The 25542-nt window shown below is 71.0% G+C and carries 26 protein-coding genes and 4 tRNA genes; 12 read left to right on the top strand and 18 right to left on the bottom strand.

The features are described 5' to 3' along the window. Positions 1-6 precede the first annotated feature (6 nt). Positions 7-1677: a helicase HerA-like domain-containing protein gene (locus ACX1D3_RS05310; RefSeq protein ID WP_458995940.1), complete on the bottom strand. Its 1671-nt coding sequence runs from the start codon at positions 1675-1677 to the stop codon at positions 7-9. Between the two features lie 29 nt (positions 1678-1706). Between ACX1D3_RS05310 and ACX1D3_RS05305 the strand changes: the two genes are divergently transcribed. Both ACX1D3_RS05305 and ACX1D3_RS05300 read left to right on the top strand, forming a co-directional pair. Continuing rightward, positions 1707-2000, top strand: a complete 294-nt coding sequence (locus ACX1D3_RS05305; protein ID WP_458995939.1) for a type II toxin-antitoxin system VapB family antitoxin — start codon at positions 1707-1709, stop codon at positions 1998-2000. Between the two features lie 39 nt (positions 2001-2039). Then, positions 2040-2582, top strand: coding sequence for a LytR C-terminal domain-containing protein (locus tag ACX1D3_RS05300; RefSeq protein WP_458995938.1), 543 nt, complete (start codon positions 2040-2042; stop codon positions 2580-2582). Between the two features lie 70 nt (positions 2583-2652). On the opposite strand, the gene ACX1D3_RS05295 is transcribed toward ACX1D3_RS05300, so the two are convergent. Beyond that, a tRNA-Ser gene (locus ACX1D3_RS05295) sits at positions 2653-2740 on the bottom strand. A gap of 131 nt (positions 2741-2871) precedes the next feature. Between ACX1D3_RS05295 and ACX1D3_RS05290 the strand changes: the two genes are divergently transcribed. After that, entirely contained in the window at positions 2872-4044 is a 1173-nt protein-coding gene (locus tag ACX1D3_RS05290) for an MFS transporter (protein ID WP_458995937.1), read from the top strand. A gap of 6 nt (positions 4045-4050) precedes the next feature. Here ACX1D3_RS05290 and tadA read toward each other — a convergent pair whose 3' ends face one another. After that, positions 4051-4482, bottom strand: a complete 432-nt coding sequence (gene tadA, locus ACX1D3_RS05285; protein ID WP_458995936.1) for a tRNA adenosine(34) deaminase TadA — start codon at positions 4480-4482, stop codon at positions 4051-4053. A gap of 33 nt (positions 4483-4515) precedes the next feature. Beyond that, positions 4516-5112: a tRNA adenosine deaminase-associated protein gene (locus ACX1D3_RS05280; protein WP_458995935.1), complete on the bottom strand. Its 597-nt coding sequence runs from the start codon at positions 5110-5112 to the stop codon at positions 4516-4518. A gap of 112 nt (positions 5113-5224) precedes the next feature. On the opposite strand from ACX1D3_RS05280, the gene upp reads away from it, so the two are divergent. Both upp and ACX1D3_RS05270 read left to right on the top strand, forming a co-directional pair. Then, on the top strand, positions 5225-5866 hold the full coding sequence (gene upp, locus ACX1D3_RS05275) for a uracil phosphoribosyltransferase (protein ID WP_458995934.1): 642 nt from the start codon (positions 5225-5227) through the stop codon (positions 5864-5866). Between the two features lie 150 nt (positions 5867-6016). Then, entirely contained in the window at positions 6017-6778 is a 762-nt protein-coding gene (locus ACX1D3_RS05270) for a YwiC-like family protein (protein WP_458995933.1), read from the top strand. Positions 6779-6785: 7 nt separating this feature from the next. Here the strand turns inward: ACX1D3_RS05270 and ACX1D3_RS05265 are convergent, their stop codons facing one another. The 4 genes from ACX1D3_RS05265 to ACX1D3_RS05250 form a co-directional block, all read right to left on the bottom strand. Continuing rightward, positions 6786-7691 carry a 1,4-dihydroxy-2-naphthoyl-CoA synthase gene (locus ACX1D3_RS05265; protein ID WP_458995932.1) on the bottom strand — a complete coding sequence of 302 codons (906 nt, stop codon included), beginning with the start codon at positions 7689-7691 and terminating at the stop codon, positions 6786-6788. A gap of 9 nt (positions 7692-7700) precedes the next feature. Next, on the bottom strand, positions 7701-8432 hold the full coding sequence (locus ACX1D3_RS05260) for a glycerophosphodiester phosphodiesterase (RefSeq protein WP_458995931.1): 732 nt from the start codon (positions 8430-8432) through the stop codon (positions 7701-7703). A gap of 66 nt (positions 8433-8498) precedes the next feature. Next, complete coding sequence (locus tag ACX1D3_RS05255) at positions 8499-10061, bottom strand: glucosaminidase domain-containing protein (protein ID WP_458995930.1); 1563 nt, start codon at positions 10059-10061, stop codon at positions 8499-8501. Positions 10062-10265: 204 nt separating this feature from the next. Then, positions 10266-10338, bottom strand: a tRNA-Arg gene (locus ACX1D3_RS05250). A 215-nt stretch (positions 10339-10553) separates the two neighbouring features. Here ACX1D3_RS05250 and ACX1D3_RS05245 point away from each other — a divergent pair. Both ACX1D3_RS05245 and ACX1D3_RS05240 read left to right on the top strand, forming a co-directional pair. Beyond that, complete coding sequence (locus tag ACX1D3_RS05245; RefSeq protein WP_458995929.1) at positions 10554-12038, top strand: AlkA N-terminal domain-containing protein; 1485 nt, start codon at positions 10554-10556, stop codon at positions 12036-12038. Next, positions 12035-12526, top strand: coding sequence for a methylated-DNA--[protein]-cysteine S-methyltransferase (locus tag ACX1D3_RS05240; RefSeq protein WP_458995928.1), 492 nt, complete (start codon positions 12035-12037; stop codon positions 12524-12526). Before ACX1D3_RS05245 ends, ACX1D3_RS05240 begins: the two co-directional genes overlap by 4 nt. A 25-nt stretch (positions 12527-12551) precedes the next feature. Here ACX1D3_RS05240 and ACX1D3_RS05235 read toward each other — a convergent pair. Continuing rightward, a tRNA-Ser gene (locus tag ACX1D3_RS05235) sits at positions 12552-12645 on the bottom strand. A 120-nt stretch (positions 12646-12765) separates the two neighbouring features. Between ACX1D3_RS05235 and ACX1D3_RS05230 the strand changes: the two genes are divergently transcribed. Next, positions 12766-13146 (top strand): hypothetical protein, encoded by a 381-nt coding sequence (locus ACX1D3_RS05230; RefSeq protein ID WP_458995927.1) that lies wholly within the window; start codon positions 12766-12768, stop codon positions 13144-13146. Further along, entirely contained in the window at positions 13143-14480 is a 1338-nt protein-coding gene (locus ACX1D3_RS05225; protein ID WP_458995926.1) for an LCP family protein, read from the top strand. Before ACX1D3_RS05230 ends, ACX1D3_RS05225 begins: the two co-directional genes overlap by 4 nt. Before the next feature lie 9 nt (positions 14481-14489). On the opposite strand, the gene ACX1D3_RS05220 is transcribed toward ACX1D3_RS05225, so the two are convergent. Both ACX1D3_RS05220 and ACX1D3_RS05215 read right to left on the bottom strand, forming a co-directional pair. Then, positions 14490-14927, bottom strand: coding sequence for a hypothetical protein (locus ACX1D3_RS05220; protein WP_458995925.1), 438 nt, complete (start codon positions 14925-14927; stop codon positions 14490-14492). A gap of 48 nt (positions 14928-14975) precedes the next feature. Beyond that, positions 14976-15063: transfer RNA gene (locus tag ACX1D3_RS05215), tRNA-Ser, on the bottom strand. A gap of 186 nt (positions 15064-15249) precedes the next feature. Here ACX1D3_RS05215 and ACX1D3_RS05210 point away from each other — a divergent pair. The 3 genes from ACX1D3_RS05210 to ACX1D3_RS05200 are packed head-to-tail and all read left to right on the top strand — an operon-like array spanning position 15250 to position 17749. Beyond that, positions 15250-16068, top strand: a complete 819-nt coding sequence (locus tag ACX1D3_RS05210; RefSeq protein WP_458996488.1) for a pseudouridine synthase — start codon at positions 15250-15252, stop codon at positions 16066-16068. 26 nt (positions 16069-16094) lie between these two features. After that, positions 16095-16754, top strand: coding sequence for a 4a-hydroxytetrahydrobiopterin dehydratase (locus tag ACX1D3_RS05205; protein ID WP_458995924.1), 660 nt, complete (start codon positions 16095-16097; stop codon positions 16752-16754). A 29-nt stretch (positions 16755-16783) separates the two neighbouring features. Next, a complete protein-coding gene (locus ACX1D3_RS05200; RefSeq protein WP_458995923.1) occupies positions 16784-17749 on the top strand; it encodes an NAD(P)H-quinone oxidoreductase in 966 nt (321 codons plus the stop codon). A gap of 21 nt (positions 17750-17770) precedes the next feature. On the opposite strand, the gene wecB is transcribed toward ACX1D3_RS05200, so the two are convergent. The 7 genes from wecB to ACX1D3_RS05165 form a co-directional block, all read right to left on the bottom strand. Further along, entirely contained in the window at positions 17771-18838 is a 1068-nt protein-coding gene (wecB, locus tag ACX1D3_RS05195; RefSeq protein WP_458995922.1) for a non-hydrolyzing UDP-N-acetylglucosamine 2-epimerase, read from the bottom strand. 59 nt (positions 18839-18897) lie between these two features. Further along, positions 18898-20367, bottom strand: coding sequence for a glycosyltransferase family 4 protein (locus ACX1D3_RS05190; protein WP_458995921.1), 1470 nt, complete (start codon positions 20365-20367; stop codon positions 18898-18900). Positions 20368-20370: 3 nt separating this feature from the next. Next, a complete protein-coding gene (locus tag ACX1D3_RS05185) occupies positions 20371-21663 on the bottom strand; it encodes a nucleotide sugar dehydrogenase (protein ID WP_458995920.1) in 1293 nt (430 codons plus the stop codon). A 115-nt stretch (positions 21664-21778) separates the two neighbouring features. Then, the gene (locus ACX1D3_RS05180) at positions 21779-22774 is read right to left on the bottom strand and encodes a Gfo/Idh/MocA family protein (RefSeq protein ID WP_458996487.1); all 996 of its coding nucleotides are present in this window, start codon (positions 22772-22774) and stop codon (positions 21779-21781) included. 1 nt (position 22775) lies between these two features. Beyond that, positions 22776-23864, bottom strand: a complete 1089-nt coding sequence (locus ACX1D3_RS05175) for a DegT/DnrJ/EryC1/StrS family aminotransferase (RefSeq protein WP_458995919.1) — start codon at positions 23862-23864, stop codon at positions 22776-22778. After that, positions 23865-24461: an acyltransferase gene (locus tag ACX1D3_RS05170; protein ID WP_458995918.1), complete on the bottom strand. Its 597-nt coding sequence runs from the start codon at positions 24459-24461 to the stop codon at positions 23865-23867. Next, the gene (locus ACX1D3_RS05165; protein ID WP_458996486.1) at positions 24458-25516 is read right to left on the bottom strand and encodes a glycosyltransferase; all 1059 of its coding nucleotides are present in this window, start codon (positions 25514-25516) and stop codon (positions 24458-24460) included. The genes ACX1D3_RS05170 and ACX1D3_RS05165 overlap by 4 nt, the downstream gene beginning before the upstream one ends. Positions 25517-25542: the final 26 nt, after the last annotated feature.

The following is a 25542-nucleotide window of genomic DNA, read 5'->3' as shown; positions in this document are numbered from 1 at the left end:
CGCCCGTCAGCGACGGCGGCCGGTGCCGAAGACGCCACGGATGATCTCCCGGCCCGCGGTGCGGACCAGGTCCTTGAACACGCTGGACCGCGTGACCTGCTCCACCAGGCCAGGGTTCTCCCGCTCGTAGCGGCGGCGGGCGGCCTCCTCCGCGCGTGCCTCCTTCTCCCGGCGGGCCTGTTCCGCCCGGGCCTCCCTCTCGAGCCTGGCCTGCTCCTTGTCCGCGGCCGCGAGCTCCTGCTCGAGCCGGCGCATCTCCTCCTGCCGCTCTGCCTCGAGGCGCTCCTCCTCGGCGCGGGCGGCCCCGTCGGCCAACTTCCGGGTGAGGACCTCGTAGGCCGAGTGCCTGTCCAGCGGGGTGCCGTACTTCGCGGTGAGGGCGGACAGGGCCACGCCTGCCCGCAGGTGCTCCTCTGGGGTGGGCCCCATCTGGGACTCGGGCGCCCAGATGCGCGTCCACGCCACCGGCGTGGGGGCGCCCCTCTCGCCCATCACGGTCACGATCGCCTCGCCGATCCCCAGCTGCTGCAGCACCTCCTCCAGGTCGTAGCCCGACGTGGGGTAGGTGGAGACGGTGGCCCGCAGCGCCTTCGCGTCGTTGGGGGTGTGGGCTCGGAGCTGATGCTGGATGCGCGAGCCCAGCTGGGCGAGGACGTCGTCGGGGACGTCCTTCGGCGTCTGGGTGACGAAGAAGATGCCCACACCCTTGGACCTGATGAGCCGCACCGTCTGCGTGATGGCGTCGAGGAACGCGTCAGAGGCGTCGTTGAAGAGCAGGTGCGCCTCGTCGAAGAAGAACACGAGCTTCGGCTTGTCGATGTCGCCCACCTCGGGCAGCGAGGTGAACAGGTCCGCCAGCAGCCACATCAGGAAGGTGGAGAAGAGCGCCGGCCGGGAAATCAGCTGCGGCAGTTCCAGCAGCGAAACCACTCCCCGGCCGTCCGGCGCGATGCGCAACAGATCGTCGGGGTCGAACTCCGGCTCGCCGAAGAACACGTCGGCGCCCTGGTCCGAGAGGGTCACCAGCGAGCGCAGGATGACCCCGACGGTGGCGCTCGAGATGCCGCCGATGCCCTTGAGCTCCGGCTTGCCCTCATCGGAGATGAGGTACTTGAGCAGCTCGACGAGGTCCTTGAGGTCCAGCAGGGCCAGCCCCGCCTTGTCGGCGTAGTGGAACACCAGGCCCAGGGACGACTCCTGCACCTTGTTCAGCCCCAGCACCTTCGACAGGAGGATGGGCCCGAACGACGAGACCGTGGCCCGGACCGGGACGCCCACGCCCTCACCGCCGAGCGCGTAGAACTCGCACGGGAAGGCGGTCGGCTGCCAGTCCTGCCCCTGCTTCGCAACGCGGGCGAGCAGCTTCTCGGAGCCCTGGGCGGGGGTGGCCATGCCGCTGAGGTCGCCCTTGATGTCGGCGGCGAAGACCGGGACGCCCGCAGAGCTGAGCGCCTCGGCGAGCACCTGCAGGGTCACGGTCTTGCCTGTGCCGGTGGCGCCCGCCACCAGGCCGTGGCGGTTGAACATCGACAGCGGGATCCGGATCGGCGCGTCGACGACGGGGTCGCCGTCGAGGAGCACGCCCAGGGTGGCGGTGGGCGAGTCGAAGGTGTAGCCCGCGGTGATGGTCTGGATGAGTGCCTCGTTGCTCACTCCCCTACTCTGGCACAGCCCCATGGGTTCGGGGCCCAAGGTAGGGTGGCCCCGTGATCTTCAAGCGAGTCGGCGATTCCCGCCCCTACCCGGACCACGGCTTCACGCAGAAGCAGTGGATCGCGATCGCGCCCCACCAGGTCCGGCTCGACGAGCTGGTCACCACCAAGCGGACGCTGGACCTCGAGGCCCTCCTCGAGGAGGACTCGACGTTCTACGGCGACCTCTTCGCCCACGTCGTGTCCTACCGTGGAGAGCTCTACCTCGAGGACGGTCTCCATCGGGCACTCCGCGCCGCCCTGCAGCAGCGGCAGACCATGCACGCGCGCGTCCTAGAGTTGAAGTAGTCCCTCCCCGCCTCCACCGACGAAAGCAGACCCACCCAAGTGCGCATCTTCAGGCTCATCGCAACCCCGATCCTGCTGTTGGGGCTGCTGGGCCTGCTCCTGTGGGGCGCCAGCTGGGGGTGGAAGGCACTCACCGAGCCCCTCCCCACGCCGTCGCCCACGCCGTGCGTGATGGCCCCGGCGGAGATCGTGACGGTGCCGGATGTGACCGTGCGTGTGTACAACGGCGGCTTCACCAGCGGGCTGGCCAGCCGCGTCAGCGCCCAGCTGGAGACGGCGGGCTTCAACGTCATCAAGGTGGACAACACCGAGGAGCGGATCAAGGGCACCGTGATCCGGGCCAACCGCCAGGAGACCCCGCAGATCCGTCTCGCCGCCTCCTACTTCCTGGATCCGGTGATCGAGTACGACGACAGGGTCGACGGCGTGGTGGACATCTACGTCGGCACGGACTTCGCCGGGTTCGGTCCGGAGCCCTTCTCGCAGGTCAGCGCAGACGGGGGCCAGGTGTGCCGGGTGCCGTCGCCTTCGCCGTCCGCCTCACCCAGCCCCGCGGCACCGTCGCCGGCGGCCACCCCGTAGAAGCGACGGAGGGCCCGTGGGCTCTCCATGAGACGCAGAAAGGGCCGGCTACTCACGTAGCCGGCCCTTGTGGCGGTGATGGAGGGATTTGAACCCCCGGTGGGTTGCCCCACTCTCGCTTTCGAGGCGAGCTCTTTCGGCCGCTCAGACACATCACCGCCGAAAACTCTACCGGCGGTCGCTGGGTTTGACCAATCGATGCTCCCGGCGGAGGACATGGCCCGCTCCCGAGGGCAAGGCATGGCAACCCCGGTGGCCAGGCCGACCGGGCGCCCGTAAGGTGGGGCCGGTGCGTGACTTTGCGGTGTTGATGAGGGCCCCCGGGTTGGCACTGATCGTGGCCACCCAGCTGGCTGCCCGGCTCCCCGCCGGCATGTACTCGCTGGGCGTGCTGATGCACGTCCAGCAGACCCAGGGCAGTTACACCGCCGCCGGCCTGGTGCTGGCCGCGTTCTCCGTCGGCATGGCGGTGGCCGGGCCGCTGGTGTCGCGGCAGCTGAGCCGGTTCGGCACGCTCCCCGTCCTGCTGAGCACCCTGGTGATCTCGGTCACGGCGTTCGCCCTGCTGGCCGTCCTCGACCTCACGCTTCCCTGGCTGATGCTGCTCGGCGCCATCGGCGGCGCGGCCATGCCGCCGGTGATCCCGACCGTCCGTACCCTGTACCCGCAGCTGGCGCCGCAGCACCTCCTCACCGCGCTGTTCAGCTTCGACGCCGCGCTGCAGGAGATCATCTGGGTGATCGGCCCGGTGGCCATCACCATGCTCGTCGCCGGCCTCGGCTCCGGCCCCGCGCTGCTCGTGGTGGTCGCGGTGCAGGTGGTGGGCGGCCTGATGTTCATCCTGGCGCCCAGGGTGCGCGCGCTGAGGATCCCGGCCGCCTCCCGTCGCTTCGGGCGGGTGCTGAGCAACCCGTCGGTGCTCCTCATGTCCGTCACGTCTCTGCTGATGATCGGCGCCTTCGCTTCGATGGAGGCGGCCGTCGTGGCGTCGTTCGGCCACGGCTCCGTCAACGCCGGCCTCGTGCTGGCGATCTCGTCGTTCGGGTCGCTGCTCGGCGGCCTGGCCGCCGGAAACCGCCCCATCACGCGGTGGTCGCTCGCGCTGCGGATGCTGATCGTCGTGGTGGGGTTCGCGATCGCTGCCCTCGTGAGCGGCTTCTGGGCGCTGTCCGCTGCCCTCTTCGTGGCCGGGTTCGGGATCGCGCCGGCGCTGGCCGCCGTGTCGTCGGTGATCGCGGGCAGCGTGCCGTTCTCGGACACCGCAGAGGCGTACGGCTGGATCGGCACCGGACAACTCCTCGGCGCCTCCGTGGGCTCCGCGATGGCGGGCATCGCCATCGACGCGGCGGGCGGTCAGGGCGGGATCCTGGTCAGCGTGGGGATCGCGGCCGCCGGGGTCGTCGTCGCCAGCGTGTTCCGCCGGGCGCAGCCGGACCTGCGCAACGGGATCGTGGCGCAGTAGCGCCGGTCAGCGACGCTCGGCGAAGAACCGGTCCAGCACGGCGGAGCATTCGTCGGCGAGCACCCCGGCGGTGACCGCCGGCCGGTGGTTCAGGCGGGGGTCGCGGACCACGTCCCACAGCGACGACACCGCCCCCGCCTTCTCGTCGAACGCCCCGAAGACCAGGTGGGCCACCCTGGACGCGACGACCGCCCCCGCGCACATGGTGCACGGCTCGAGGGTGACCACGAGGGTGCAGCCGGTGAGGCGCCACTCGCCGACCACCTCGGCCGCACGCCTGATGGCCACCACCTCGGCGTGGGCGGTGGGGTCGCCGTGGAGTTCGCGCTCGTTGCCGGCTCGGGCGATCACCTCGCCGTCGGGGTTGAGCACGACGGCGCCGATGGGGACGTCCCCGTGCAGGGCGGCCGCCTCGGCCTCCTCAAGGGCGAGGCGCATGGCGCCGTGCCACCTCGTGCCCAAGGCCGCGGGCTAGTCGTCGAAGGCCTCGACGGCGCGCTCGAACTCCGTCTTGACCTTCAGCTTCGCCGCGATGCGTCCGAGCAGCACGTCCGAGTCCTCGTCGTAGTCCGTGGCGATGGCCTCGAGCTCGAACTGGCGCAGGCCGCTGGCCGCGTACATCCCGAGATCACCCAGGGGGGCGGGCTCGTCGTCGTCGTCCGGCATCTCCTCGCCGAGGTAGTCCACGACGTCCCGGGCGATGGGCCAGTCGTTGGCGGCCGTGACGTCCGAGAGGAGCACCTCGACGGTGCGCCCGCGCACGCGGCAGATGACGAAGAACTCGCCCGCCACCGACACCCACCCGTCGGCACCCGAATCGCCGGGGAGGCGGCCGAGCTGGTTGATCAGCTCGTCGAGATCGTTGGCCAGATCCACGTCCATCGGCACCGCGACGGCCTTGCCGTCCTCGCGGTAGAGCGCCACGACCAGGTCCACGTCGTCCTCGGTGGCGTCCTCGAGATCGTCGAAGTCGTCGAAGTCGTCCTCGGCGTCGTCAGCCTCGTCGGAGTCGTCCTTGTCCGTGTCGGTGAGGTCGAATGGCTCGGCGTCCTCGTCGAATGCGTCCACGGCTGACTCCTTTCATCGCATGGGCCCCCATCCTTGCACGCCGGGCAAGACGACACACCGCCGGGGGCCGAACCGCTACGCTCCCGGCGCCGGATGTGGGAAGGTAAGGGTCGTGGAACTCTGCGTCGTCACCCATCCCCTCGTCGATCACAAGCTGACCGTCCTGCGCAACAAGCACACCGAGCAGCCGGTGTTCCGGCGGCTCGTGGAGGAGCTCGTGACGTTGCTGGCCTACGAGGCCACCCGCGGCGTCCGCATCACGGAGACCAGCATCGAGACCCCCGTGACCGCCACCACCGGGGTGAAGCTGGCACAGCCGGCCCCGCTCGTGGTCCCCATCCTCCGCGCGGGCCTCGGCATGCTCGACGGGATGCTGCGGCTGATGCCCACCGCCGAGGTGGGATTCCTGGGCATGATCCGTGATGAGGTCACCCTCCAACCCGTCACCTACGCCGAGCGTCTGCCCAACGACCTGTCGGGGCGCCAGTGCTACGTCCTCGACCCCATGCTTGCCACGGGCGGCTCGCTGGGCGGGGCGGTGCAGTACCTGGTGGACCGCGGCGCGGACGACATCACCTGCATCTGTCTGCTCGCGGCCCCCGAGGGCATCGAGAAGCTCAACCGCCTGCTGGCGGACCTGGATGTGCCCTGCACCCTCGTGGTGGCCGCCGTCGACGAGCGCCTCAACGAGCACGGCTACATCGTGCCGGGGCTCGGCGACGCGGGCGACCGGCTGTACGGCCTGGCCGACTGACTCACTGACAGGCTCCTTCGGCCCCGCGTCCGCATCTTTCTCGCTGTGGGGCTGCAGCTGTGCATATGCACGCAGTCGGCCCCACAGCGAGAGATGTGCGGAGACGGGGCCGGATGGAGAGGCGTGACGGGCGTCGGCTAACGTGACCGGATGGCTGGTCCGACGGCAGGCTGGGTGCCGAAGCAACACGGGGCGTGGGCGATGCTCGTCGTGCCGTACCTTGCGGGACTGTTGATGGCCCGGGATGCGCGCCCCCTGGGCCCCGGAGACCTCACGCTCGGGCTGACCTGGCTCCTCGGCTACTTCGCCTACAACGCCGACACCCTGGCGCTGAAGGCGCCCGCCCGCCGGCGCTCCCGATACACGCCCGCGCTCCTCGTCTACGGCGCCGCGACGGCCCTCATGGGCCTCGGCACCCTCGTCATCCTTGGGGCGTCACTGCTGTGGTGGGCCCCGGTCTACGCAGTGCTGGTCTCGTGGGCGCTGTGGCTGGCGTCGTCGCGGAGGGAACGATCCCTGCAGTCGGGCGTCCTGACCGTCATCGCCTCATGTGGGCTGATGGCCGTCCTCCAGCCGTGGGGCGCCGACGACCCCAACCGCTGGCGCGACGTGGCCATGATGCTCGCGCTCACCGCGTACTTCGTGGGCACCGTGCTCCACGTCAAGGCGCTGATCAGGGAGCGGAACGACCCCGCCTCGGCCGTGCGCTCGCAGGCGTACCACGGGGCGCTGGCGCTCGTGATGATCGCGGCCGTCGGCGCCGGCTGGATGGGCTGGTGGTGGCTGACGTGGGCTGCGGCGCTGGTGGCGAGGTCCTTCTGGATGCCGCGCGCCCCGCGGCGCCCCGCCCAGATCGGCGTGATGGAGATCCTGCTCTCGACCTGGGCGCTGGCCCTGGTCGTTCTCGGCTGACGCCCTCTCAGTAGTAGTACGGGAACTTCGACCAGTCGGGGGCCCGCTTCTCGAGGAAGGAGTCGCGACCCTCGACGGCCTCGTCGGTCATGTAGGCCAGGCGGGTGGTCTCGCCGGCGAACACCTGCTGGCCGATGAGCCCGTCGTCGATGGCGTTGAACGCGAACTTCAGCATCCGCTGCGCCGTCGGCGACTTTCCGCAGATCTTCGCGGCCCACTCCAGCCCGACATCCTCCAGCGCCTCGTGGGGCACGACCCGGTTGACCATGCCCATGCGGTGGGCGTCCTCGGCGTCGTGAACGTCGCCCAGGAAGAAGATCTCGCGGGCGAACTTCTGCCCCACCTGCCGTGCGAGGTAGGCCGAGCCGAAGCCGGCGTCGAAGGAGCCGACGTCGGCGTCCGTCTGCTTGAATTTCGCGTGCTCCCGCGACGCCAGGGTGAGGTCCGCCACCACGTGCAGCGAGTGCCCGCCCCCGGCGGCCCACCCGTTGACCAGTGCGATGACCACCTTCGGCATGAACCGGATCAGCCGCTGCACCTCCAGGATGTGCAGGCGGCCCAGCTTGGCGGCGTCCACGCTCTCGGCGGTCTCGCCCTCGGCGTACTGGTAGCCGGCGCGGCCGCGGATCCGCTGGTCCCCACCCGAACAGAAGGCCCAGCCGCCGTCCTTCGGGGAGGGTCCGTTGCCGGTGAGCAGCACGCAGCCGATGTCCGACGACGTCCTGGCGTGCTCCAGCGCCCGGTACAGCTCGTCGACGGTGTGCGGGCGGAAGGCGTTGCGGACCTCCGGCCGGTCGAATCCGATCCGCACCGCCGGCACCTCACGGGACCGGTGGTAGGTGATGTCGGTGAACTCGAAACCCTCCACCTCGTCCCACAGCTCGGGACGGAACGGGTTGCCGGAGGTGCTCATGGGGCGAGCCTATCGGCCGGGGACCCGGAGGACCTCGGCGATGCGGTCGGGCAGGTTCGTGATCACGGCGTCGACACCGAGGGCGGCGAGCCAGCGGGCGTCGTCGTCCTTGTTCACCGTCCAGGCGTTCACCTTGATGCCCTCCTCGTGACACAGCCACACGAAGTTGGGGTGCTGCAGCGCGAGGTAGTGCGGGTGGATGGCGCCGGCGCCGAACCACTTCGCGTACTTCCAGGGATCGTAGATGCCGTCGGACATCAACAGCCCGAGCTGCCCGGGCGCGACCCGTCCCCGCAGGTTGGCCAGCGAGAAGTGGTTGAACGACGAGATGAGGACCTGGTCGAGCATCCCGGCGTCCTGGACGATGCGCAGCACGTCGTCCTCGAGGCCGGGGTAGAGCACGATCGTGTTCTTGAGCTCGATGTTGACGGTGACGCCCGTCCCTCTGAACAGGTCCAGGACCTCACGGAGGGTGGGGATCTTGACGTTGCGCCGACCCGCGAAACGGTTGGAGAAGTCACACTGCCGAAGCTGCTCCAGCGTCTGGTCCACCACACGGCCGAACCCGTTCGACGTGCGGTTGATGGTCTCGTCGTGGATGGCCACCACCTGACCGTCCGCCGTGCGCTGCACGTCCAGTTCGACGCCGTCGGCGCCCATCTGCAGCGCCAACTGGAAGGCGGGGAGGGTGTTCTCGGGCGCGTACGCGCTCGCGCCCCTATGGGCCCAGATCTGTGTCACCGGCTGATTCTCCCACGATCCGCAGCCCCGGCACTCATCGCCGGCGCCCGGGGTCGATGGGTGGACTCAGGAGAAGCGGACGATGTTGTTGAAGACCCACGAGCGCTCCCACGCGTAGGTCCAGCCCCCGGAGGCGGTCTGCTTGGACGCGATGACGCTGGCCAGGATGTAGGCGCGGCAGCCGCCGTAGCCCGTGGTGCTGGTGTCGCACTCGGCCTTCCACTCACGGCCGCCGGAGGTCCAGGTGTACTCCTTCGGACCGGGGGTGCCGTGGCCGCCGAGGGGATTGGTGGTCCACAGCGTGCGCTTGCTGGGCTTGTACGTCATGTTGTTGAACGTCCAGTCGTTGGTCTTGACGAACTTGCCGTTGACCACCTTGACGGTGGAGGCCCAGATGTCGGTGAAGCACCGAGTGGTCGACGAGTAGGGCTCGCAGCGCGTCCTCCACTGGCGGCCGTTGAACTCGTGGGTGCCCTCGGTGGTGTAGATGTCGTTGATCCACGTGCCGTTCACCGTTGCCGACGTGTAGGCGACCCCGGCGGAGGTGGTGAGGACCGCCCGGAAGGACCACGTGCCCGGGGCGCTCTGGCCCACCGTGAGCGGCAGGTCGAACGTCGCGTCCGAGGCCACGGTGCCCGACGAGTGGTCCGTCCAGGCGCCATTGAGCAGCACCTGCGCCTTGACGCTGCTTCCCTGCAGCCCCGACGCGGAGCCGCGGAGGCGCGCCGCCTGGTTGACCATCACGGTGGTGATCGCCTGCACCGTGACGCGGGGAAGCCGCTCGAGCGTGAACTCCGCACTGGTGAGGACGCCCTGGGCAGCGACGGCCTGAACCCGGTACGTGACCTTTCCTGCGGAGTTGAGGTTGTAGTCGAGGGGGATCGAGAACTGCCCCCTGGATCCCGCAGCGACCTTCTTGCTCGTGGACCATCCGGACGGCGTGAGCACCTGGACGAGGATGTCGCGGGCGGCGCCGCCCGGGCTCAGCAGCCCGGTGACCGCGGCGGCCGCGCCCGCATACGCCTTGGTCTGCGGACGGATCGCCAACTCCGAGGCCGCCGTCGACGGCGCGGTCACGTTGTGCTGGTAGAGGTTGTGCTTCGTCATCAGGTTGATGACCTTGTTCGCGTACTGGGGATCGGTCGCGTAGCCGCCCAGGTGGACCTCGACGATGAACCGGTCCGGGTCGGCGGTGTAGTTGAAGGCCTTGGCGTAGCGGGTCAGCCGGCTGAGGAAGTAGCCGTGGTCGATGAACGACTTCTCGGGGGTGTCGTACTTCCTGAAGCTCGCGGTGGTGGTGTAGGCCGAGCCGTTGTCGTCGTACTCCGTCGTCGAGACGCTGTAGCAGCCGTTCTGGTGGGGGCTCGCCGTCGACGAGCACTTGATCCCGAACCAGTTGTTCGCGTTCTTCGTGAGCCCGGACTCGCCCATCCCCGATTCCAGCATCGCCTGCGCGATCGCCACGGAAGCCGGTACGCCGTACTCGCGCTCCTCGGCCTGCGCCCAGGCGGCCGTCCTAGTGACGAAGGTCGCGGCGTCCAGTGCGGCCGCGGGACGCGGCGTGGGCAGCATGACAGCGGCGAGTGCGAGGACCAGCAGTGCACGGACGAGAGTGCGTGGGGAAGGCATGGCCGTATTCAATCCGCTGACCGGGGATCTGACCACCGCAATGTCAGGCACAGGTTGAGGTCTGGCATGGGCCCCGACGCCCGCTGCCGGGTGCCGGAACTCCCGGTGAGATACGCCGACGGCCGGCCGATGATCGGGTGGCGTGCGCCGGGAGCCGGAGAAATGACCGAGGCGCCGGGTGCGAACACCCGGCGCCTCATCCAGCGCGCTCGGAGGGACTCGAACCCCCAACCTTCTGATCCGTAGTCAGATGCTCTATCCGTTGAGCCACGAGCGCTGGCCCGCGAAACTATACGCGACCCCGGGAGGATGGGCAAAACGGACCGTCCGTGCCCCCTCCGTCCGCGAGGGGGCTACGCCGGTCTTTCGGTGGGACTCATCCGTATCAAGGCACAGGCTGCCCCACAGGACGATCGCCGTCACCGCCCCACCCGGACGGCGATGTCGCATTCCTGCGAGAACCCGGACTGTCCGTGCGTCATGCTGGGTGTCATGCACGACGACACGGCCGCCTGCCTCCGCGCCATCCGGGCCAAGGACGCGCGTTTCGACGGCCGCTTCGTCACAGCGGTGACCTCGACGGGGATCTACTGCAGGCCGAGCTGCCCCGCCCGCACCCCCGATCCCCGCAACGTCCGCTTCTTCCCGACCGCCGCCGCCGCGCAGCTCGCCGGGTTCAGGGCCTGCAAGCGCTGCCTGCCCGGAGCCGCACCCGGCTCGCCCGAATGGGACGTCCGTGGCGACGCCGTCGCGCGCGCGGTCCGGCTCATCGACGACGGCGTCGTGGACCGCGAGGGCGTCGTCGGCCTGGCCGCGCGGCTGGGCTACTCCGTGCGGCAGGTGCAGAGGCTGCTGGACGAGGGGGTGGGCGCCGGCCCCCTGGCCCTGGCCCGGACCCGCCGGGCGCACACGGCCAGGACGCTGCTCGAGGCCACCGCGCTGCCGCTCACCGACGTGGCGTTCGCCTCGGGGTTCTCGAGCCTGCGCTCCTTCAACGCCACCCTCCGGGAGGTCTACGACGCCACGCCGAGCCAGCTGCGGCGGCCGACGAGCGCCCCTGCCCCCCGCTCGGACGGTGGCCTCACCTTCGTCGACCTCACCCTCCCCGTCCGTCGGCCCTTCTGCCCGTGCAACGTGTTCGGCCACCTCATCGCCACCGCCGTCGAGGGCGTCGAGTCCTTCCACGATGGCGCCTACCACCGCACCCTGCGGCTCCCCGGGGGCCACGGCGTCGTCTCGCTGAGGCCGGGACCCAGGGGGGTCGCGGCCCGGCTCGGGGTCAACGACCTTGTTCAGCTGCCCACCGCCATCGCCCGCATCAGGCGTCTCCTGGATCTCGACGCAGACCCCGTCGCCGTCGACGATCTCCTCGCCTCGGACCCCCTCCTCGCGCCCCTGGTCCGGGCTCATCCTGGGCGGAGGGTTCCACGCGGGATCGACGGCGAGGAGGTCGCCTTCCGGATCCTGCTGGGGCAGCAGGTCTCGACGGCCGCGGCACGGACCCACGGCGCCCGACTGGTCGCCGCCGTCGGCACCCCGGTGGAGACCGGAATCGCTGGCCTGGATCGCCTGTTCCCCACGGCCGACGCGGTCGCGGAGGCACCCGACGACGCTCTGGCCTTCCCCGCCTCCCGCCTCGACACTGTCCGCACGCTGGCGCGCGCACTGGCCGAAGGCCGCTTGGACCTCTCCGTCGGCGCCGACCGCGACACCGCCCGCGCAGGGCTCGCCGCCCTCAAGGGGATCGGCCCGTGGACCGTCGAGATGATCGCCATGCGAGGGCTCGGCGACCCCGACGCCTTCCCCGCCACCGACCTCGGCGTGATCCGGGCCGCCGCCGAACTCGGGGTCGACGTCGCCGCGCGGTCCGCGCGCTGGCGGCCCTGGCGGTCCTACGCCACCCAGCACCTGTGGGCGCTCACGCCCCACGCCGTCAACTCGATCCCGGGGCACCCCGGTTGTCAGGAGAAGCCATGAACTACAGCGTGATGGAGTCGCCCATCGGAGCGTTGACCATCGTCTCGTCCGACGGGGCGCTGGTGGCGGTCCTCATGGACGGGCACCACCGCCCGCCCGTGCCCGAGTCCGCCTGGGGCGAGCGGGTCGACGACGCGCTCCCGGAGGCCACCCGGCAGCTGACCGAGTACTTCGCCGGCCGGCGGCGGGCATTCGACCTCCCGCTGGCACCGTCGGGCACGGACTTCCAGCGGCAGGTGTGGGCGGCGCTCGCCGAGATCCCGTACGGGGAGACCCGCAGCTACGGCCAGATCGCCGCGGCGATCGGCCGCCCCGGCGCCTCGCGCGCCGTGGGCATGGCCAACGGCAGGAATCCGGTGAGCGTGGCGGTGCCCTGTCACCGCGTGGTGGGGGCGAGCGGTTCGCTGACCGGCTACGCCGGTGGCCCCGAACGCAAGCAGTTCCTGCTCGACCTTGAGCGCAGCAACGACGGAGCCCCCGGGAACTGACGTGTCCCGGGGGCTCGATCATGACTGGCGGAGGCGGCGGGATTTGAACCCGCGATGGGGTTGAAGCCCCAAACCCGCTTAGCAGGCGGGCGCCATAGACCGTACTAGGCGACACCTCCAGTGCCGTCACAGCCTAGCCGAGCCCCGAGCCAAGCGGCAAACACCCGGGAGCCGACCGGCACGGGGGCACAGGGAGCTCTGGAGGGCGTCGGGTTACACTGGCGCGCAGGAGGAGCCGAATGAGCGAAGACCCCAGGGCCCGACGCGCCGCCCCCGACGAGGGACCCGCCGCTGCAGGGCCCACGTCCGGGAGCACGCCGTCGCGCGCCTTCGAGGGCACGAGCGGCCCCGGGCCTGAGTCGGGAGCCGATGAGCTCCCCTTCCCCGCCAACGTCCGCCACCGGATGGCCGCGGACGACGCCTCCCGGGAGCCGTCGCTGCGCCGGTCCCTCGGCCTCACCGCCCTCTCCACTCTCATCCCGGGCCTCGGGCTCCTGGGAGCCCGGCGGCCGACCCTCAGGGCGCTCGGCCTGATCACTGGCCTGGCGGCCCTGGTCGGCATCATCTCGCTGGCGTACTGGGCCTCGACGAACACCACCCGGGTGCCGTACTCGCCGTGAGCCCCGGGTTCCTCGCCTCCGCCAGTCTCGCTCTCATCGCACTCGGGCTGATCTGGGTGGCGCTCATCACCCTGACCCAGGTGACCACCCGCCCACGGCACCTGTCGAACGGCCGCCGCGCCGTGGGCGCGGTGCTGGTGACCGCGCTGGCGTTCGGTGTCGCGGCGCCGTCGGCCATCGGCGCCCGCTACGCGCGGGACCAGGTGCTGCTGGTGGAGAACGTGTTCACCGCCGGCGAGGACGAGGTCCAGTCCTCCAGCCGGCCGACGCTCGAGGCCAGCGAGGGCACCGACCCGTTCGCCGACATCCCCCGGATCAACATCCTGCTGCTGGGCGCCGACGGCAACGCGGCCCGCGCCGACGCCGTCGAGCAGTACAGCATCCGCACCGACACCATCATGCTGGCGTCGATCGACACCAAGACCGGCGCCACCACGCTGATCCAGATCCCCCGCAACCTCCAGTACACGCCGTTCCCCGAGGGCAGCGAGATGGCCGAGGCGTTCCCCCGCGGCTTCCGCGGCGAGCCGGCCGAGGACTGGTTCATCAACAGCATCTGGGCCCACACCGAGCTCGGCTACCCCGATCTGTTCGCCGGCGCCACGTATCGCGGCGCGGAGGCGCTCAAACAGGGTGTCGAGGGCGTGACGGGGCTCAAGGTGGACTACTTCGCGATGCTCAACATCGACGGCATCAAGAACCTGATCGACGCCATGGGCGGCGTCACCGTCAACATCAACCAGCGCCTGGCCATCGGCGGCAATTCGGAGGGCAAGCGGCCGTCGGGGTACCTCGAGCCCGGCCCCGACCAGCACCTCATGGGCTACGAGGCCATGTGGTACGCCCGCAGCCGCCTGGACTACTCGGACTACGACCGGATGGCCAGGCAGTCCTGCCTGGTGGGCGCCATCATCAAGCAGGCCAACCCCGCCACGATGTTGACCCGATACGAGGCGATCGCTGCGGCGGCGTCGCAGATGGTGGTCACCGACATCCCGCAGCGGGACCTGACCGAGATCGTCGAGCTCGCGCTGCGCGTCAAGGACGGCCAGGTCACCAGGCTCGTCTTCTCGCCGGGCAAGAACGGGTACTCCTACGCCGACCCGGACTTCGACGCCATGCGTGCCGCAGTGGACGAGGCAATCAACCCGGCCACTCCGAGCCCCACCCCGGCGCCGTCCGGCTCACCGGCCACCACGTCGTCAGCGTCGCCCTCGGCGGCACCGCAGCCATCGGCGTCGCCGTCGGCCTCCGAGGTCCCTGAACTGGCCGACGGCGCGCAGAACGTGACCGACGTCTGCGCGTGGCACGGCGGGGACAGCGAAGAGGGCTGAGCCCGCGCGCTACCCCTTCGCGGCGCGGAGACGCGCGCGGATGTCGTTCAGGACCGCGTCGATCTGGGCGCGATCCCCGCCGGGGAACAGCAGGTGCGTGCGCCGGACGGCCCCGTGGTAGATGGTGACGTGAGAACCCTCCTGGGACTGCGTCACCTTGCTCACGTCCGCCCACTCCCCCGAGTGGTCGACCCCGGGCCCCACGAAGCTGTAGCCGTCGTCGGTCAGCGTGAACCTGGCCGCGAAACGGTTCATCGACACCAGCGCCATCACCATGAGCCCCACCCCCGCAGCGAGCAGCAGCCCGGCGATGACCACGACGACCACGTGCCAGCCCTGGCTGAGCGCGGCCACGAGCAGGACGGCGCCGGCCAGGGCCGCGACGGCGGCAGTGACGAAGGCACGCACAGGCGGCTGCGGCTTGATGACGTGGATGCTCTCGGCCATGGCGGCAAGCCTACCGAGAGGAGCCCGCGACCCTCGGGACGCCGGGCGTGGCGGCGAGGGTGGGATTCGAACCCACGGAGAGTTGCCCCTCGGCCGCTTTCAAGGCGGCTGCACTAGTCCACTATGCGACCTCGCCAGTGCGCGACCATGCTACCGCCTCCCCGCCCCCGGGGTATCGTGGCCTCCCGGCCGGGTCCACCGGGCCGCCGTCGAGAGGGGTGAGGTGCCGCCGAAGTCGCCACTGCCACCGCGCCACGGGCTCCAGGCCGCCTGGGTGCGTACCCCCGACCGCGACCCCGTAAACCCGCTGCCCTGGCCGACGATGCGCGACTGGCTGGTGCACAAGCTCGCCCCCTCCCCCGAGGACGTCGACGACATGCTGGGCCGGGGCGTCTTCGTCGACGACCGCGGCCGTCCGTGGAGCGGGCGCGAACCGTATCAGCCACACACCTTCGTGTGGTTCCACCGGGAGCTGCGGGAGGAGGCCCCGGTCCCGGGGGAGCTGACGCTCCTGCACCTCGACGCGCGGGTGGCGGTGTTCGACAAGCCGCACTTCCTCTCCACCATCCCCCGCGGACGCCACGTGACCGAGTCCGCCGTGGTCAAGGGACGCCGGCTCCTGGACCTCCCGGGGCTCTCCGCCGCGCACCGCCTCGACCGCGGCACCGCCGGGGTGCTGCTCATGACGACGGAGAAGCGCTGGAGGGCCGCCTACCACTCGGTGTTCACGCACCGGACCGCCACGAAGACGTACCGGGCCATCGCGGGCGTCGACCCCTCGCTCACCTTCCCCCTCCGGGTGGAGTCCCACCTCGTCAAGCGGGTGGGCACCCTCCAGGCCGAGACCCTCGACCTCCCACCCAACGCCACCACCGACATCGACCTCCTCGAGACCCGCGGCGCCCACGCCCTGTACGAGGTCCGTCCGCTGACCGGCCGCACCCACCAGATCCGGGCGCACTTCAACCAGTTGGGCATCCCGCTGCTCGGCGACCCGCTCTACCCCGAGGTGCTGCCCACCGGCATCGACGACTTCAGCACCCCTCTGCGCCTGCTCGCGTACCGGCTGGAGTTCCCGGACCCCGTCGACGGCTCGCCGCGCAGCTTCGTCAGCTCCCGGGAACTCGACTGGCCCGCCTGATCCCGCCGGCGGGGTTAGGGTGAGGAATGGCTCTCACCCGCACCCAGGCCTCCGAGGCGCTCCCCTCCTGGCGCTACCTGCTCGGACGCATGCACCTCACCGTCGACGCCGGCTCTTTCGCTGACGCGCTGGGCCTCGTCAACGACGTCGGCCGGATCGCGGAGGAGCTCAACCACCACCCGGAGATCGACATCCGCTACTCCCGGGTACACCTCGCCGTGTCCAGCCACGACGCGGGCGGCATCACGGACCGCGACGTGGCGTTCGGGGAGGCCGTGAGCAGCCTCATCGCCTCGCGCGGGCTCGACCCGGTGACGGCGGACCTCGCCGCTTTCGAGGTGGCCATCGACGCGCTCGACATCCCCGCGGTCCTCCCCTTCTGGAGGGCGGTCACGGGCTACGCCGACGACGGGCCGGAGGCGCTCGTCGACCCTCAGCTGATCGGACCGCCCATCTGGTTCCAGCAGATGGATCAGCCCCGCCCGCAGCGCAACCGGATCCACATCGACCTCACCGTGCCCCACGACGAGCTCCGCGCCCGCCTGGACCGGGCGCTCGCCGCGGGCGGCACGCTGCTGAGCGACGCGGCGGCCCCCAGCTTCTGGGTCCTCGCGGACCCCGAGGGCAACGAAGTGTGTCTGTGCACGTGGCAGGGCCGCGACGAGTGGGACGCGGCCGAGGGGTGACCACCCCGCCCCTGTGGCAGGCTGGGCGCATGCGCGCAGTGATCGTGGAGACCCCCGGAGACATCGACGCCCTCACCCTCGGCGAGGCGCCCACCCCCACCCCCGGACCGGGCGAGGTGCTCGTGCGGACGGTGGCCTCGGGAGTCAACCGTGCAGACGTGCTGCAGCGGCAGGGGCACTACCCGCCGCCCCCCGGCGAGAGCGAGATCATCGGGCTGGAGGCCTCCGGCGTGGTTGAGGAGGTCGGCGAGGGCGTCCAGCGCTGGCGGAAGGGCGACGAGGTGGTGGCCCTCCTGGCCGGCGGGGGCTACGCCGAGTTCTTCGTCGCCCCGGAGGGACAGCTGATCGCGCCTCCGCCGGGGGTGGACCTGGTCTCGGCCGGCGGCGTGCTGGAGGTGGCCGCCACGGTGCTGTCCAACCTCAGGGAGGGGCGACTGAAGGCCGGCGAGGTGTTCCTCGTGCACGGCGGGGCGGGGGGAATCGGCACGTTCGCCACCCAGTACGCCAAGGCGCTCGGCGCCACCGTCGTGGCCACCGCCGGGAGCCCTGCGAAGCTCGCGCACTGCCTGGCGCACGGCGCCGACCACGCGCTGGACTACCACGACGACTGGGTGGCGGCCCTCAAGGCGGCGACGAAGGGCGCCGACGTGATCCTCGACATCATCGGGGCGAAGTACCTCGAGTCCAACGTGGCCGCGCTGAAGAAGCGGGGGCGAATAGTGGTGATCGGGCTGCAGGGCGGCGTCAAGGGCACCCTCAATCTCGGCGCGCTGCTGAGCAAGCAGGCCACCATCACCGCGACATCGCTGCGCTTCCGACCGGCGGCGGAGAAGGCGGAGATCTGCGCCGCCGTCGAGGCTGAGGTGTGGCCGATGCTCGCCGACGGGCGGATCCGGCTCTCACCGGAGACCCGGATCCCCTTCGACGAGGTCCGACGCGCACACGAGCAGCTCACCGGCGGCGACAACGTGGGCAAGATCGTCCTGGTCCACTGACGGGCCTGCGCCCCTCAGCGATCAGCCCTGGAAGTCGAGCAGCGCGCGCACGGCGCGCTCGGACGCGCGCCCGTCCCCGTAGGGCTCACCCTTGGCGCCGGTGGGCCGCGGCCGGACCATCACGTCGCGCAGCTGCGTGAGCTCCGGGTCGAGGATGTTCCAGCCGTCGGCCAGCGTCTCGACCCATTCGGTCTCGGTGCGGATGGTGGTGACGGGCGTGTCCAGGAGGAACGCCTCCTTCTGCAGCCCGCCCGAGTCCGTCACCACGCCGGCGGCGGCCATGACGGCGCGCACCATCTGCGGGTAGGCCAACGGCTCGGACGCCACCAGGCTTCCCGAGGACAGGCTCAGGCCGTGCTTCTCGGCCAGCACCCTGAGCCGCGGGTGCGTGAGGAGGACCACCGGGACGGGGGCGCCCTGGAGGGCGGTGAGAATCGCGGCCAGGCGCGCCGGGTCGTCCGTGTTGTCCGCGCGGTGGATGGTGGCCAGGACGAACGGCCGGTCCGGGTCCACGCCGTCGGGGAGGGCGACCGGCTGGTCGGCGACGGCGTCGCGCGTGGCCAGGCACACGTCGGTCATGACGTCACCCACCAGGACCGTCCGGTCACGCAGGCCCTCGTCCGCCAGGTGCTGGACCGCCACCTCTGTGGGGGCCAGGAGCAGGTCCGCGAGGTGGTCGGTGACGATCCGGTTGTGCTCCTCCGGCATCCGCCGGTTGAAGGACCTGAGGCCGGCCTCGAGGTGGGCCAGCTTGATGTGCATCTTGACGGCCGCCAGCGCCGCCGCGGCGGTGGAGTTCGTGTCCCCGTAGGCCAGCACCCAGTCCGGCTGGAAGCGCTCGAGCACCTCGTCCATCTGCGCGAGCATGGCGCCCGTCTGGCGCCCGTGGGTGCCGGACCCCACCCCGAGGTGCGCGTCGGGGGCGGGGATGCCGAGGTCGCGGAAGAACACGTCGGACAGGAGGGGATCGTAGTGCTGGCCGGTGTGCACGATGATGTGCTCGACCTCCGGCAGCTCCGCGCAGACGCGCACGATGGGGCCGAGCTTCACGAACTGGGGACGGGCCCCCACCACACTCATGATCTTCACGGGGCCCAGTCTGGCACATGCGCCCCCGACCGGGCGTTGCTGCCGGCGGTGGCCCCGGCTCAGCCTCCGGCGGCCGGACGCACCTCGAGCGAGCCGAACTCGCCCTCGGCAGGCCGGGCCGGGTGGCCGGTCATCGCGCCGTACAGGCCGAGGATCTGCTCCTCCTGCGCCTGCCAGGAGTATCGGGCCGCCACCTCCGCCACCGCGTAGCGCGACGGGTCGGCCAGCACCTTGGCCGCCTGCTCGCCGAACGAGCGGGGATCCTCGGAGGTGAAGACCTCACCGACGCCGTGCGTGGTGACGAATTCGGCCATCAGCCTCGCGTCGGAGACCACCAGCGGCAGCCCCGCGTGCAGGTACTCGAAGAGCTTGTTCGGCATGGCCGCGTCGTGGTTGGGCGAGCCTCCGGGCAGGGGGTGCACCGCGGCGTCCGCCCCCGAGAGGTAGTGCAGGAGCTCGTTCTGCCCGACGGGGCCCACGAAGTGCAGCCTGTCCGCGACGCCGTGCTCGGCCGCAAGCGCCTCCAGCTTGGGGATCATCGGGTGCGGCAGGGGCACGGAGACGACGACGAGGTGCGCCTCCGCGGGCAGATGCGCGATGCCCTTGATGATCGTCTCGATGCCGCGCGCCCAGCTCATGGTCCCCGAGTAGACGACGAGCGGCACGTCTGGGCCGAGCCCGGCCGCCTCGCGCACCGTCGTCGGGCCGTCGTGGCGCGAGACGGGGGGCATGTTGAGGAACACGGACGGGCGGGCCGCGAGGCGGTAGGTGTCGCGGAGGACGTCGGCGATGGGCTCCGAGACGGTGGACGTGGCGTCGGCCTGCCCGATCATGGCGCGCTCGCACGCGATCAGCGCCTCGTGCGCTGCCACCAGGCCCTGCTCCTGCGGCGGGATCCCGGCGAAGTTCTCGCGGGCGTCGTAGTAGAAGCGCGGCTCCCGGCCCTCGGCGCGGAGCCTGGCGAGAGCCTCGCGGGCCGCCAGGAGCACCTGCGGATGGTGGGCGTGCAGCACGTCCGGCCTGAGGTCGACGAGCAGGTCCGTCAGCGTGTGCGCGATGTCGTAGACCACCGGGAGGTTGCGCTCGACGCCGTCGACGACGAAGGGGTCGGTCAGGCCGGCCCGGCGGCGCCGCTCCAGCTGGACGCGGTACCTCAGGTCCTCGGCAAGGGACCCTGCCTTCAGCGCTCCGACCCGTCCCGTCTCCAGCAGCCACTTGGCCGCCGCCTTCGCGGAGGCCGGATTGACGCCGGTGATGCGCTCGCGGTGCACGCGGCGACGGCGGTGTGCCGCCCTGCGCTGCTCGAGGTTGCCGGTCGGGCCGGGCTGCGCCGGTCTCCTGGTCAGCGGCACCCGGATCACCCGGATGCCGTCCCCGAGCACGTACTCGCCGGAGCGGCCTCCCGCCGCCTCCAGCGAGATGATGACGGGCTCGTAGCCGCCGCGGCTGAGCGTGGTGGCGAACTTCTTGACGCGCGAGTCGATGTCCACGGGCGCGTGCCGGAACAGCACCACCCGGGGCGCCGCCACCGGTCAGGCTCCCTTGCCGATGACGGTGATCCGCACCCCGTCGAAGTTGGCCGGGTCGAGGACGCGGCGCCCGTCGACGATGGCGGTGACGCCGGGGAGGGCCGCGGCGGTGAGGTCGCGGTACTCGGCGTGGTCCGTGTGCAGGATGGCGAGGTCCGCCTCCTGGCCGAAGTGGTACGGGGCGAAGCCGTAGCGGCCGAGCTCCTCGTCGGTGAACATCGGGTCGTGGACGGCCACCTGGGCGCCTCGCTCGCGCAGCTCGGTGACGACGGGGAACACGCCGGAGAACGCGGTCTCCTTGACCCCGCCGCGATAGGCGGCGCCGAGGACGGCGACACGCTTCCCGGTCAGGTCCCCCGCGAGGCCCTGCAGGAGGTCGACGGCGTGGGCCGGCATGGCCGCGTTGGCGGCGCGGGCGGTGGACACGACGCTGGCCTCCGGGTCCGTCCAGAGGTAGAGGCGGGGGTAGATCGGGATGCAGTGGCCGCCCACCGCGATGCCCGGGCGGTGGATGTGGCTGTAGGGCTGGGAGTTGGAGGCCTCGATCACCTGGTAGACGTCGATGCCGTTGCCCGCGGCGAAGCGGGCGAACTGGTTGGCCAGGCCGATGTTGACGTCGCGGTAGGTGGTCTCCGCGAGCTTGGCCATCTCGGCGGCCTCCGCGGAGCCGAGATCCCACACGCCGTTGCCGCGCGCGAGGTCCGGCCGGTCGTCGAAGCTCAGCACGGCCTCGTAGAACGCCTGGGCGCGGGCCGCGCCCTCCGGGGACAGGCCGCCGATCAGCTTGGGGTACTTGCGCAGGTCCGCGAACACGCGGCCGGTCAGGACGCGTTCCGGGGAGAACACCAGGTGGAAGTCGGTGCCCTCGACCAGACCGGAGCCCTCCTCCAGCATCGGCTTCCAGCGGGTGCGGGTGGTGCCGACGGGAAGGGTGGTCTCGTAGCTGACCAGGGTGCCCGGCTTGAGCCCGGCGGCGATCGCGCGCGTGGCCTCGTCCATCCAGCCGAAGTCCGGCACGCCTTCGGCGTCGACGAACAGCGGCACCACGACCACGACGGCGTCCGACTCGGCGACGGCGGCCGTGGTGTCGGTGGTGGCCCGCAGCCTCCCGGCCGGGACCAGCTCGGAGAGCTTTTCCTGGAGGTGGGCCTCGCCGGGGAACGGTTCGGTGCCGGCGTTGACCAGGTCCACGACCGCCTGGTTGACGTCCGCCCCGATCACCTCATGCCCGGCATCGGCGAACTGGACCGCCAGCGGGAGTCCGATCTTGCCCAACGCGACGACCGTGATCTTCACTTGCCTGTTCTCCTTCGTTCCGCCTGCGACCCCGTCGCAGACTCTACCCCTCGCGGGCGGACACACCGACGGGCCCGCTGGTGCGGGCCCGTCGGTGGGTGGTGGTTCTGGTTGCTCAGTGGGCGCCGATGGCGACGAAGCGGTCCGTGGCTGCCGACTCGATCATGGCCTCGCAGACCTCGACCACGCGTGCGCCCTGTTCCATGGTCACGATGTCCGCGTCCTTGCCGAGGACTGCGTCGCGGAAGTTCTCGTGCTCGGTGCGCAGCGGCTCCGGCTTCGGGATCGCGAACCGGGTCACGTCGCCCTCGGACACGCCGCGGAACTGCGCGATGTCGTCCCAGGTGGTGGCCACCAGGCCGTTGGCGTAGAACGTCAGGTCCGCGGTCAGGGTGTCGGCCACGAACATGCCCTTCTCGCCCGTCACGACGGTGAGCCGCTCCTTGGTGGGCGAGAGCCAGTTCACCAGGTGGTTGCTCATCAACCCGCCGCTGAGCTGGCACGTGGCCGAAACCATGTCCTCGTACTCCCGGCCGGCCTTGCTCACCGTGCGCGCCGCCACCAGCTCGTAGTTGCGCTGCGTCACCCACGCCGTCAGGTCGACGTCGTGGCTGGCGAGGTCCTTGACCACCCCGACGTCGGCGATCCGCGCCGGGAACGGCCCCTGCCGGCGGGTCTGCACCTGGTACAGATCCCCCAGGTCACCGTTCTCCAGCCGCTTGCGCAGGCTCTGCAACGCCGGGTTGTACCGCTCGATGTGGCCGGTGGCACCCACCAGGCCCTTCGACGCGAACGCCTCGGCCAACCGGCGGGCCGCCACCGTGTCCTTCGCCAGCGGCTTCTCGATCAGCGCATGCACCCCGGCATCGGCCAGCGCCAACCCGATCTGCTCGTGATACGCCGTCGGCGTGGCCACCACCACATAGTCCACGCCCTGCGCGATCAGCTCCTCCACCGAGGCCAGCACCGGCAGCGACCCCGCCACGCCGTGCGGGTCACCGGCCGGGTCCGCCACCGCGACCAGTTCCACCCCGTCGATCGAGCGCAGGTTCCGGGCGTGATGGCGACCCATCATGCCCAACCCGATCAGGCCCGCCCGCAGAGCCGCCACCTCAGGCACCGGCCTTCGCCAGCGCGTTGACCGCGGCCACGACGCGCTCCAGGTCACCCTGCGACAACGACGGATGCACCGGCAGCGACAGGCACTCCAGCGCCGCCTGCTCGGTGTTGGCCAGATGCACGTCCACCTGGAACGGCTTCAGACGATGGTTCGGCACCGGGTAGAACATGCCCGAGCCGACGTTGTACTCATCCTTCAGCGCCTTGGCGAAGCCGTCACGATCCTCGGCCACCCGCACCGTGTACTGGTGGTACACGTGCACCGCACCCTCAGCCACCGGCGGCGTCACGACACCCTCCAGGTTCGACGACAGGAACGCGGCGTTCTCCTGACGCGTCGTGGTCCACGCCCCGACCTTGGTCAACTGCACCCGGCCGATGGCCGCATGGATGTCGGTCATCCGGTTGTTCAGCCCGACGACCTCGTTGTGGTACTGCTGCAGCATCCCCTGATTGCGGTACAGCCGCAGGTTCCGCTCCACCGTCTCGTTGGCCGCCGACACCATGCCGCCCTCACCCGAGGTCATGTTCTTCGTCGGGTACAGCGAGAACATCGCGAACTCACCGAACGCCCCCACCGGGGTCCCGTTCAACGCCGCCCCGTGCGCCTGCGCCGCATCCTCGAACAACAACAGACCGTGCCGGTCCGCGATCTCGCGCAACTGCACCATCTTCGCCGGATGCCCGTACAGGTGCACCGGCATGATCGCCTTCGTGCGCTCCGTGATCGCAGCCTCCACCGACGCCGGATCCAGCGTGAAATCATCCAACGCGATATCCGCGAACACCGGCGTGGCACCCGTCAACGCAACCGAGTTCGCCGTCGCCGCGAACGTGAACGACGGCACGATGACCTCGTCACCGGCCCCGATCCCACACGACAACAGACCAAGATGCAGCCCCGACGTACCCGAGTTCACCGCCACACACGCGCGACCCAGACCGAAATGCGCCGAGAACTCCTCCTCGAACGCCTTGACCTCTGGGCCCTGGGCGATCATCCCGGAACGCAGCACCCGATCAACGGCCGCCCGCTCCTCGTCGCCGATGATGGGCTTGGCCGGGGGAATGAAGTCGTTCACTTAAGAAACCTCCACAAGCGTGTTGTCCTGCTCCTGATACTGCTCACCGGTCTGCGGGCACACCCACAGCCCCTCCGTCGCGCCGGCCTCCAGCGGAACTCCCGCCCGGCCCACCCAACGGATGCGCTTGGCCGGCACACCGGCCACCAGCGCGAAATCCGGCACATCCTTGGTCACCACGGCGCCGGCGGCCACCATGGCCCAGCGTCCGATCGTGACGGGGGCCACGCAGACGGCGCGCGCGCCGATCGACGACCCGGTCCGGCAGGTCACCCCGACCGCCTCCCAGTCGTCGCCGCGCTTCAGCTTGCCGTCGGGGTCGATGGAACGCGGGAAGTGGTCGTTGGTGAACACCACGGCGGGGCCGACGAAGACGCCGTTCTCCAGCACCGCGGGCTCGTAGACGAGGGCGTAGTTCTGCAGCTTGCAGTTGTCCCCCATGGTCACGCCCGTGCCCACATAGGCGCCGCGCCCGACGATGCAGTTCTCGCCGAGGACCGCCTGCTCGCGGACCTGAGCGAGGTGCCAGACCGAGGAACCCTCTCCGATCACGGCATCCGGGGATACGTCGGCGCTGGGTTGGATGCGAACGGTCATCGCTTCCCTTTCTCTCGTCGAGGGTGAGCATACCGTGCGGCCTTCCGCCGGCTGCGGACGGTGGCGGCTGAAGCCAACAGCTCCGCGATCAGCGCCGCCGCGTCGTCGTACGGGTTGGGCCGGGCCCTCGCCGCCTCGCCGGCGGCCCTCGCGGCGGAGACGAGCGCCTCGCGGTGCGCCGTCTCGGACGCGAAGCGCCGCAGCTCCGCGACGGTCTCGGCGTGGCCGTCGACGACCGCGCCCGCCCCCGTGCCCCGGATCAGCTCGGCGACCCTGGGCAGCGACGTGGCCACCGTCGGCAGGCCGCATGCCTGGTACTCGTAGACCTTCGACGGCATCGCGTCCCGGAAGGCGGGTGTGTCCTCCAGCAGGCACAGGCCCACGTCGGCCCCGGCTGCCAGCGCCCAGGCCTTGTCCGGGGGCAGCCGGTCATGCGAGGTGATGCGGGCGCAGTCCGGTTCGAGCAGGCGGGCCTCGAGCCATGCGCGGTCCGGCGGGGCGACGGGGCCGACGAGGTCCAGCGACCAGGGCCGGGCGTCCCCGGAGGTGGCGGCGACGGCCTCGACCATGGCGTGCAGCCCGCGGCTCCGCCGGTTGTCGCCGATGTAGACGGCGCGGAAAGACCCGTCCGCGCGGTGGCTCCGGATGGGCGGCAACAGGCTGAGATCGGGTTCGTTGCGCATGACGGATCGGCGGTGGGCGTCGCGCGGCGGAACGTGCTCGTCGGCCACCAGCACCAGCTCCGCCCGGGCGATGAGCCGCATGAGCAGGCCGACGGCGCCCTGGAGGACGGGCAGCAGCGGACGGGGCACCCAGGGGCGGTCGGTGAGCAGGGCGCGGTAGTCCTCGTGCACGTCGGCGACCCACGCGCCGCGCCTGAGGCGGCTGCTGAGCCAGGCCATCGGCGCGGTGTCCGGATCGATGGTGAGCAGGACCCCGGCGCGCATCCGCCACGGCCACAGCAGCGCGCGGAGCCCCCGCGTCACGGCCCCGGCCCGGGGGGCCGTGCGCACCGTGGCCCCGGCCGGACCCGCGGCCGGATCACCCAGGCCCATCACCGTGACACTCAACCCGGCCCGCT

The organism is Tessaracoccus yangjingae, from assembly GCF_054483935.1.
The sequence above is the reverse complement of the archived record's forward strand: the minus strand, read 5'-3'. Positions and strand labels throughout refer to the sequence as shown.

Excerpts from the sequence above, each read along its gene's own strand:
- ACX1D3_RS05240 (WP_458995928.1), top strand. The coding sequence starts at position 12,035 with ATGAACTACAGCGTGATGGAGTCGCCCATCGGAGCGTTGACCATCGTC.
- ACX1D3_RS05255 (WP_458995930.1), bottom strand. The coding sequence starts at position 10,061 with ATGCCTTCCCCACGCACTCTCGTCCGTGCACTGCTGGTCCTCGCACTC.
- ACX1D3_RS05200 (WP_458995923.1), top strand. The coding sequence starts at position 16,784 with ATGCGCGCAGTGATCGTGGAGACCCCCGGAGACATCGACGCCCTCACC.
- ACX1D3_RS05220 (WP_458995925.1), bottom strand. The coding sequence starts at position 14,927 with ATGGCCGAGAGCATCCACGTCATCAAGCCGCAGCCGCCTGTGCGTGCC.
- ACX1D3_RS05170 (WP_458995918.1), bottom strand. The coding sequence starts at position 24,461 with ATGACCGTTCGCATCCAACCCAGCGCCGACGTATCCCCGGATGCCGTG.
- ACX1D3_RS05230 (WP_458995927.1), top strand. The coding sequence starts at position 12,766 with ATGAGCGAAGACCCCAGGGCCCGACGCGCCGCCCCCGACGAGGGACCC.
- tadA (WP_458995936.1), bottom strand. The coding sequence starts at position 4,482 with ATGCGCCTCGCCCTTGAGGAGGCCGAGGCGGCCGCCCTGCACGGGGAC.
- ACX1D3_RS05265 (WP_458995932.1), bottom strand. The coding sequence starts at position 7,691 with ATGAGCACCTCCGGCAACCCGTTCCGTCCCGAGCTGTGGGACGAGGTG.
- ACX1D3_RS05210 (WP_458996488.1), top strand. The coding sequence starts at position 15,250 with ATGCGCGACTGGCTGGTGCACAAGCTCGCCCCCTCCCCCGAGGACGTC.
- ACX1D3_RS05205 (WP_458995924.1), top strand. The coding sequence starts at position 16,095 with ATGGCTCTCACCCGCACCCAGGCCTCCGAGGCGCTCCCCTCCTGGCGC.
- ACX1D3_RS05310 (WP_458995940.1), bottom strand. The coding sequence starts at position 1,677 with ATGGGGCTGTGCCAGAGTAGGGGAGTGAGCAACGAGGCACTCATCCAG.
- ACX1D3_RS05165 (WP_458996486.1), bottom strand. The coding sequence starts at position 25,516 with ATGGGCCTGGGTGATCCGGCCGCGGGTCCGGCCGGGGCCACGGTGCGC.
- ACX1D3_RS05245 (WP_458995929.1), top strand. The coding sequence starts at position 10,554 with ATGCACGACGACACGGCCGCCTGCCTCCGCGCCATCCGGGCCAAGGAC.
- ACX1D3_RS05270 (WP_458995933.1), top strand. The coding sequence starts at position 6,017 with ATGGCTGGTCCGACGGCAGGCTGGGTGCCGAAGCAACACGGGGCGTGG.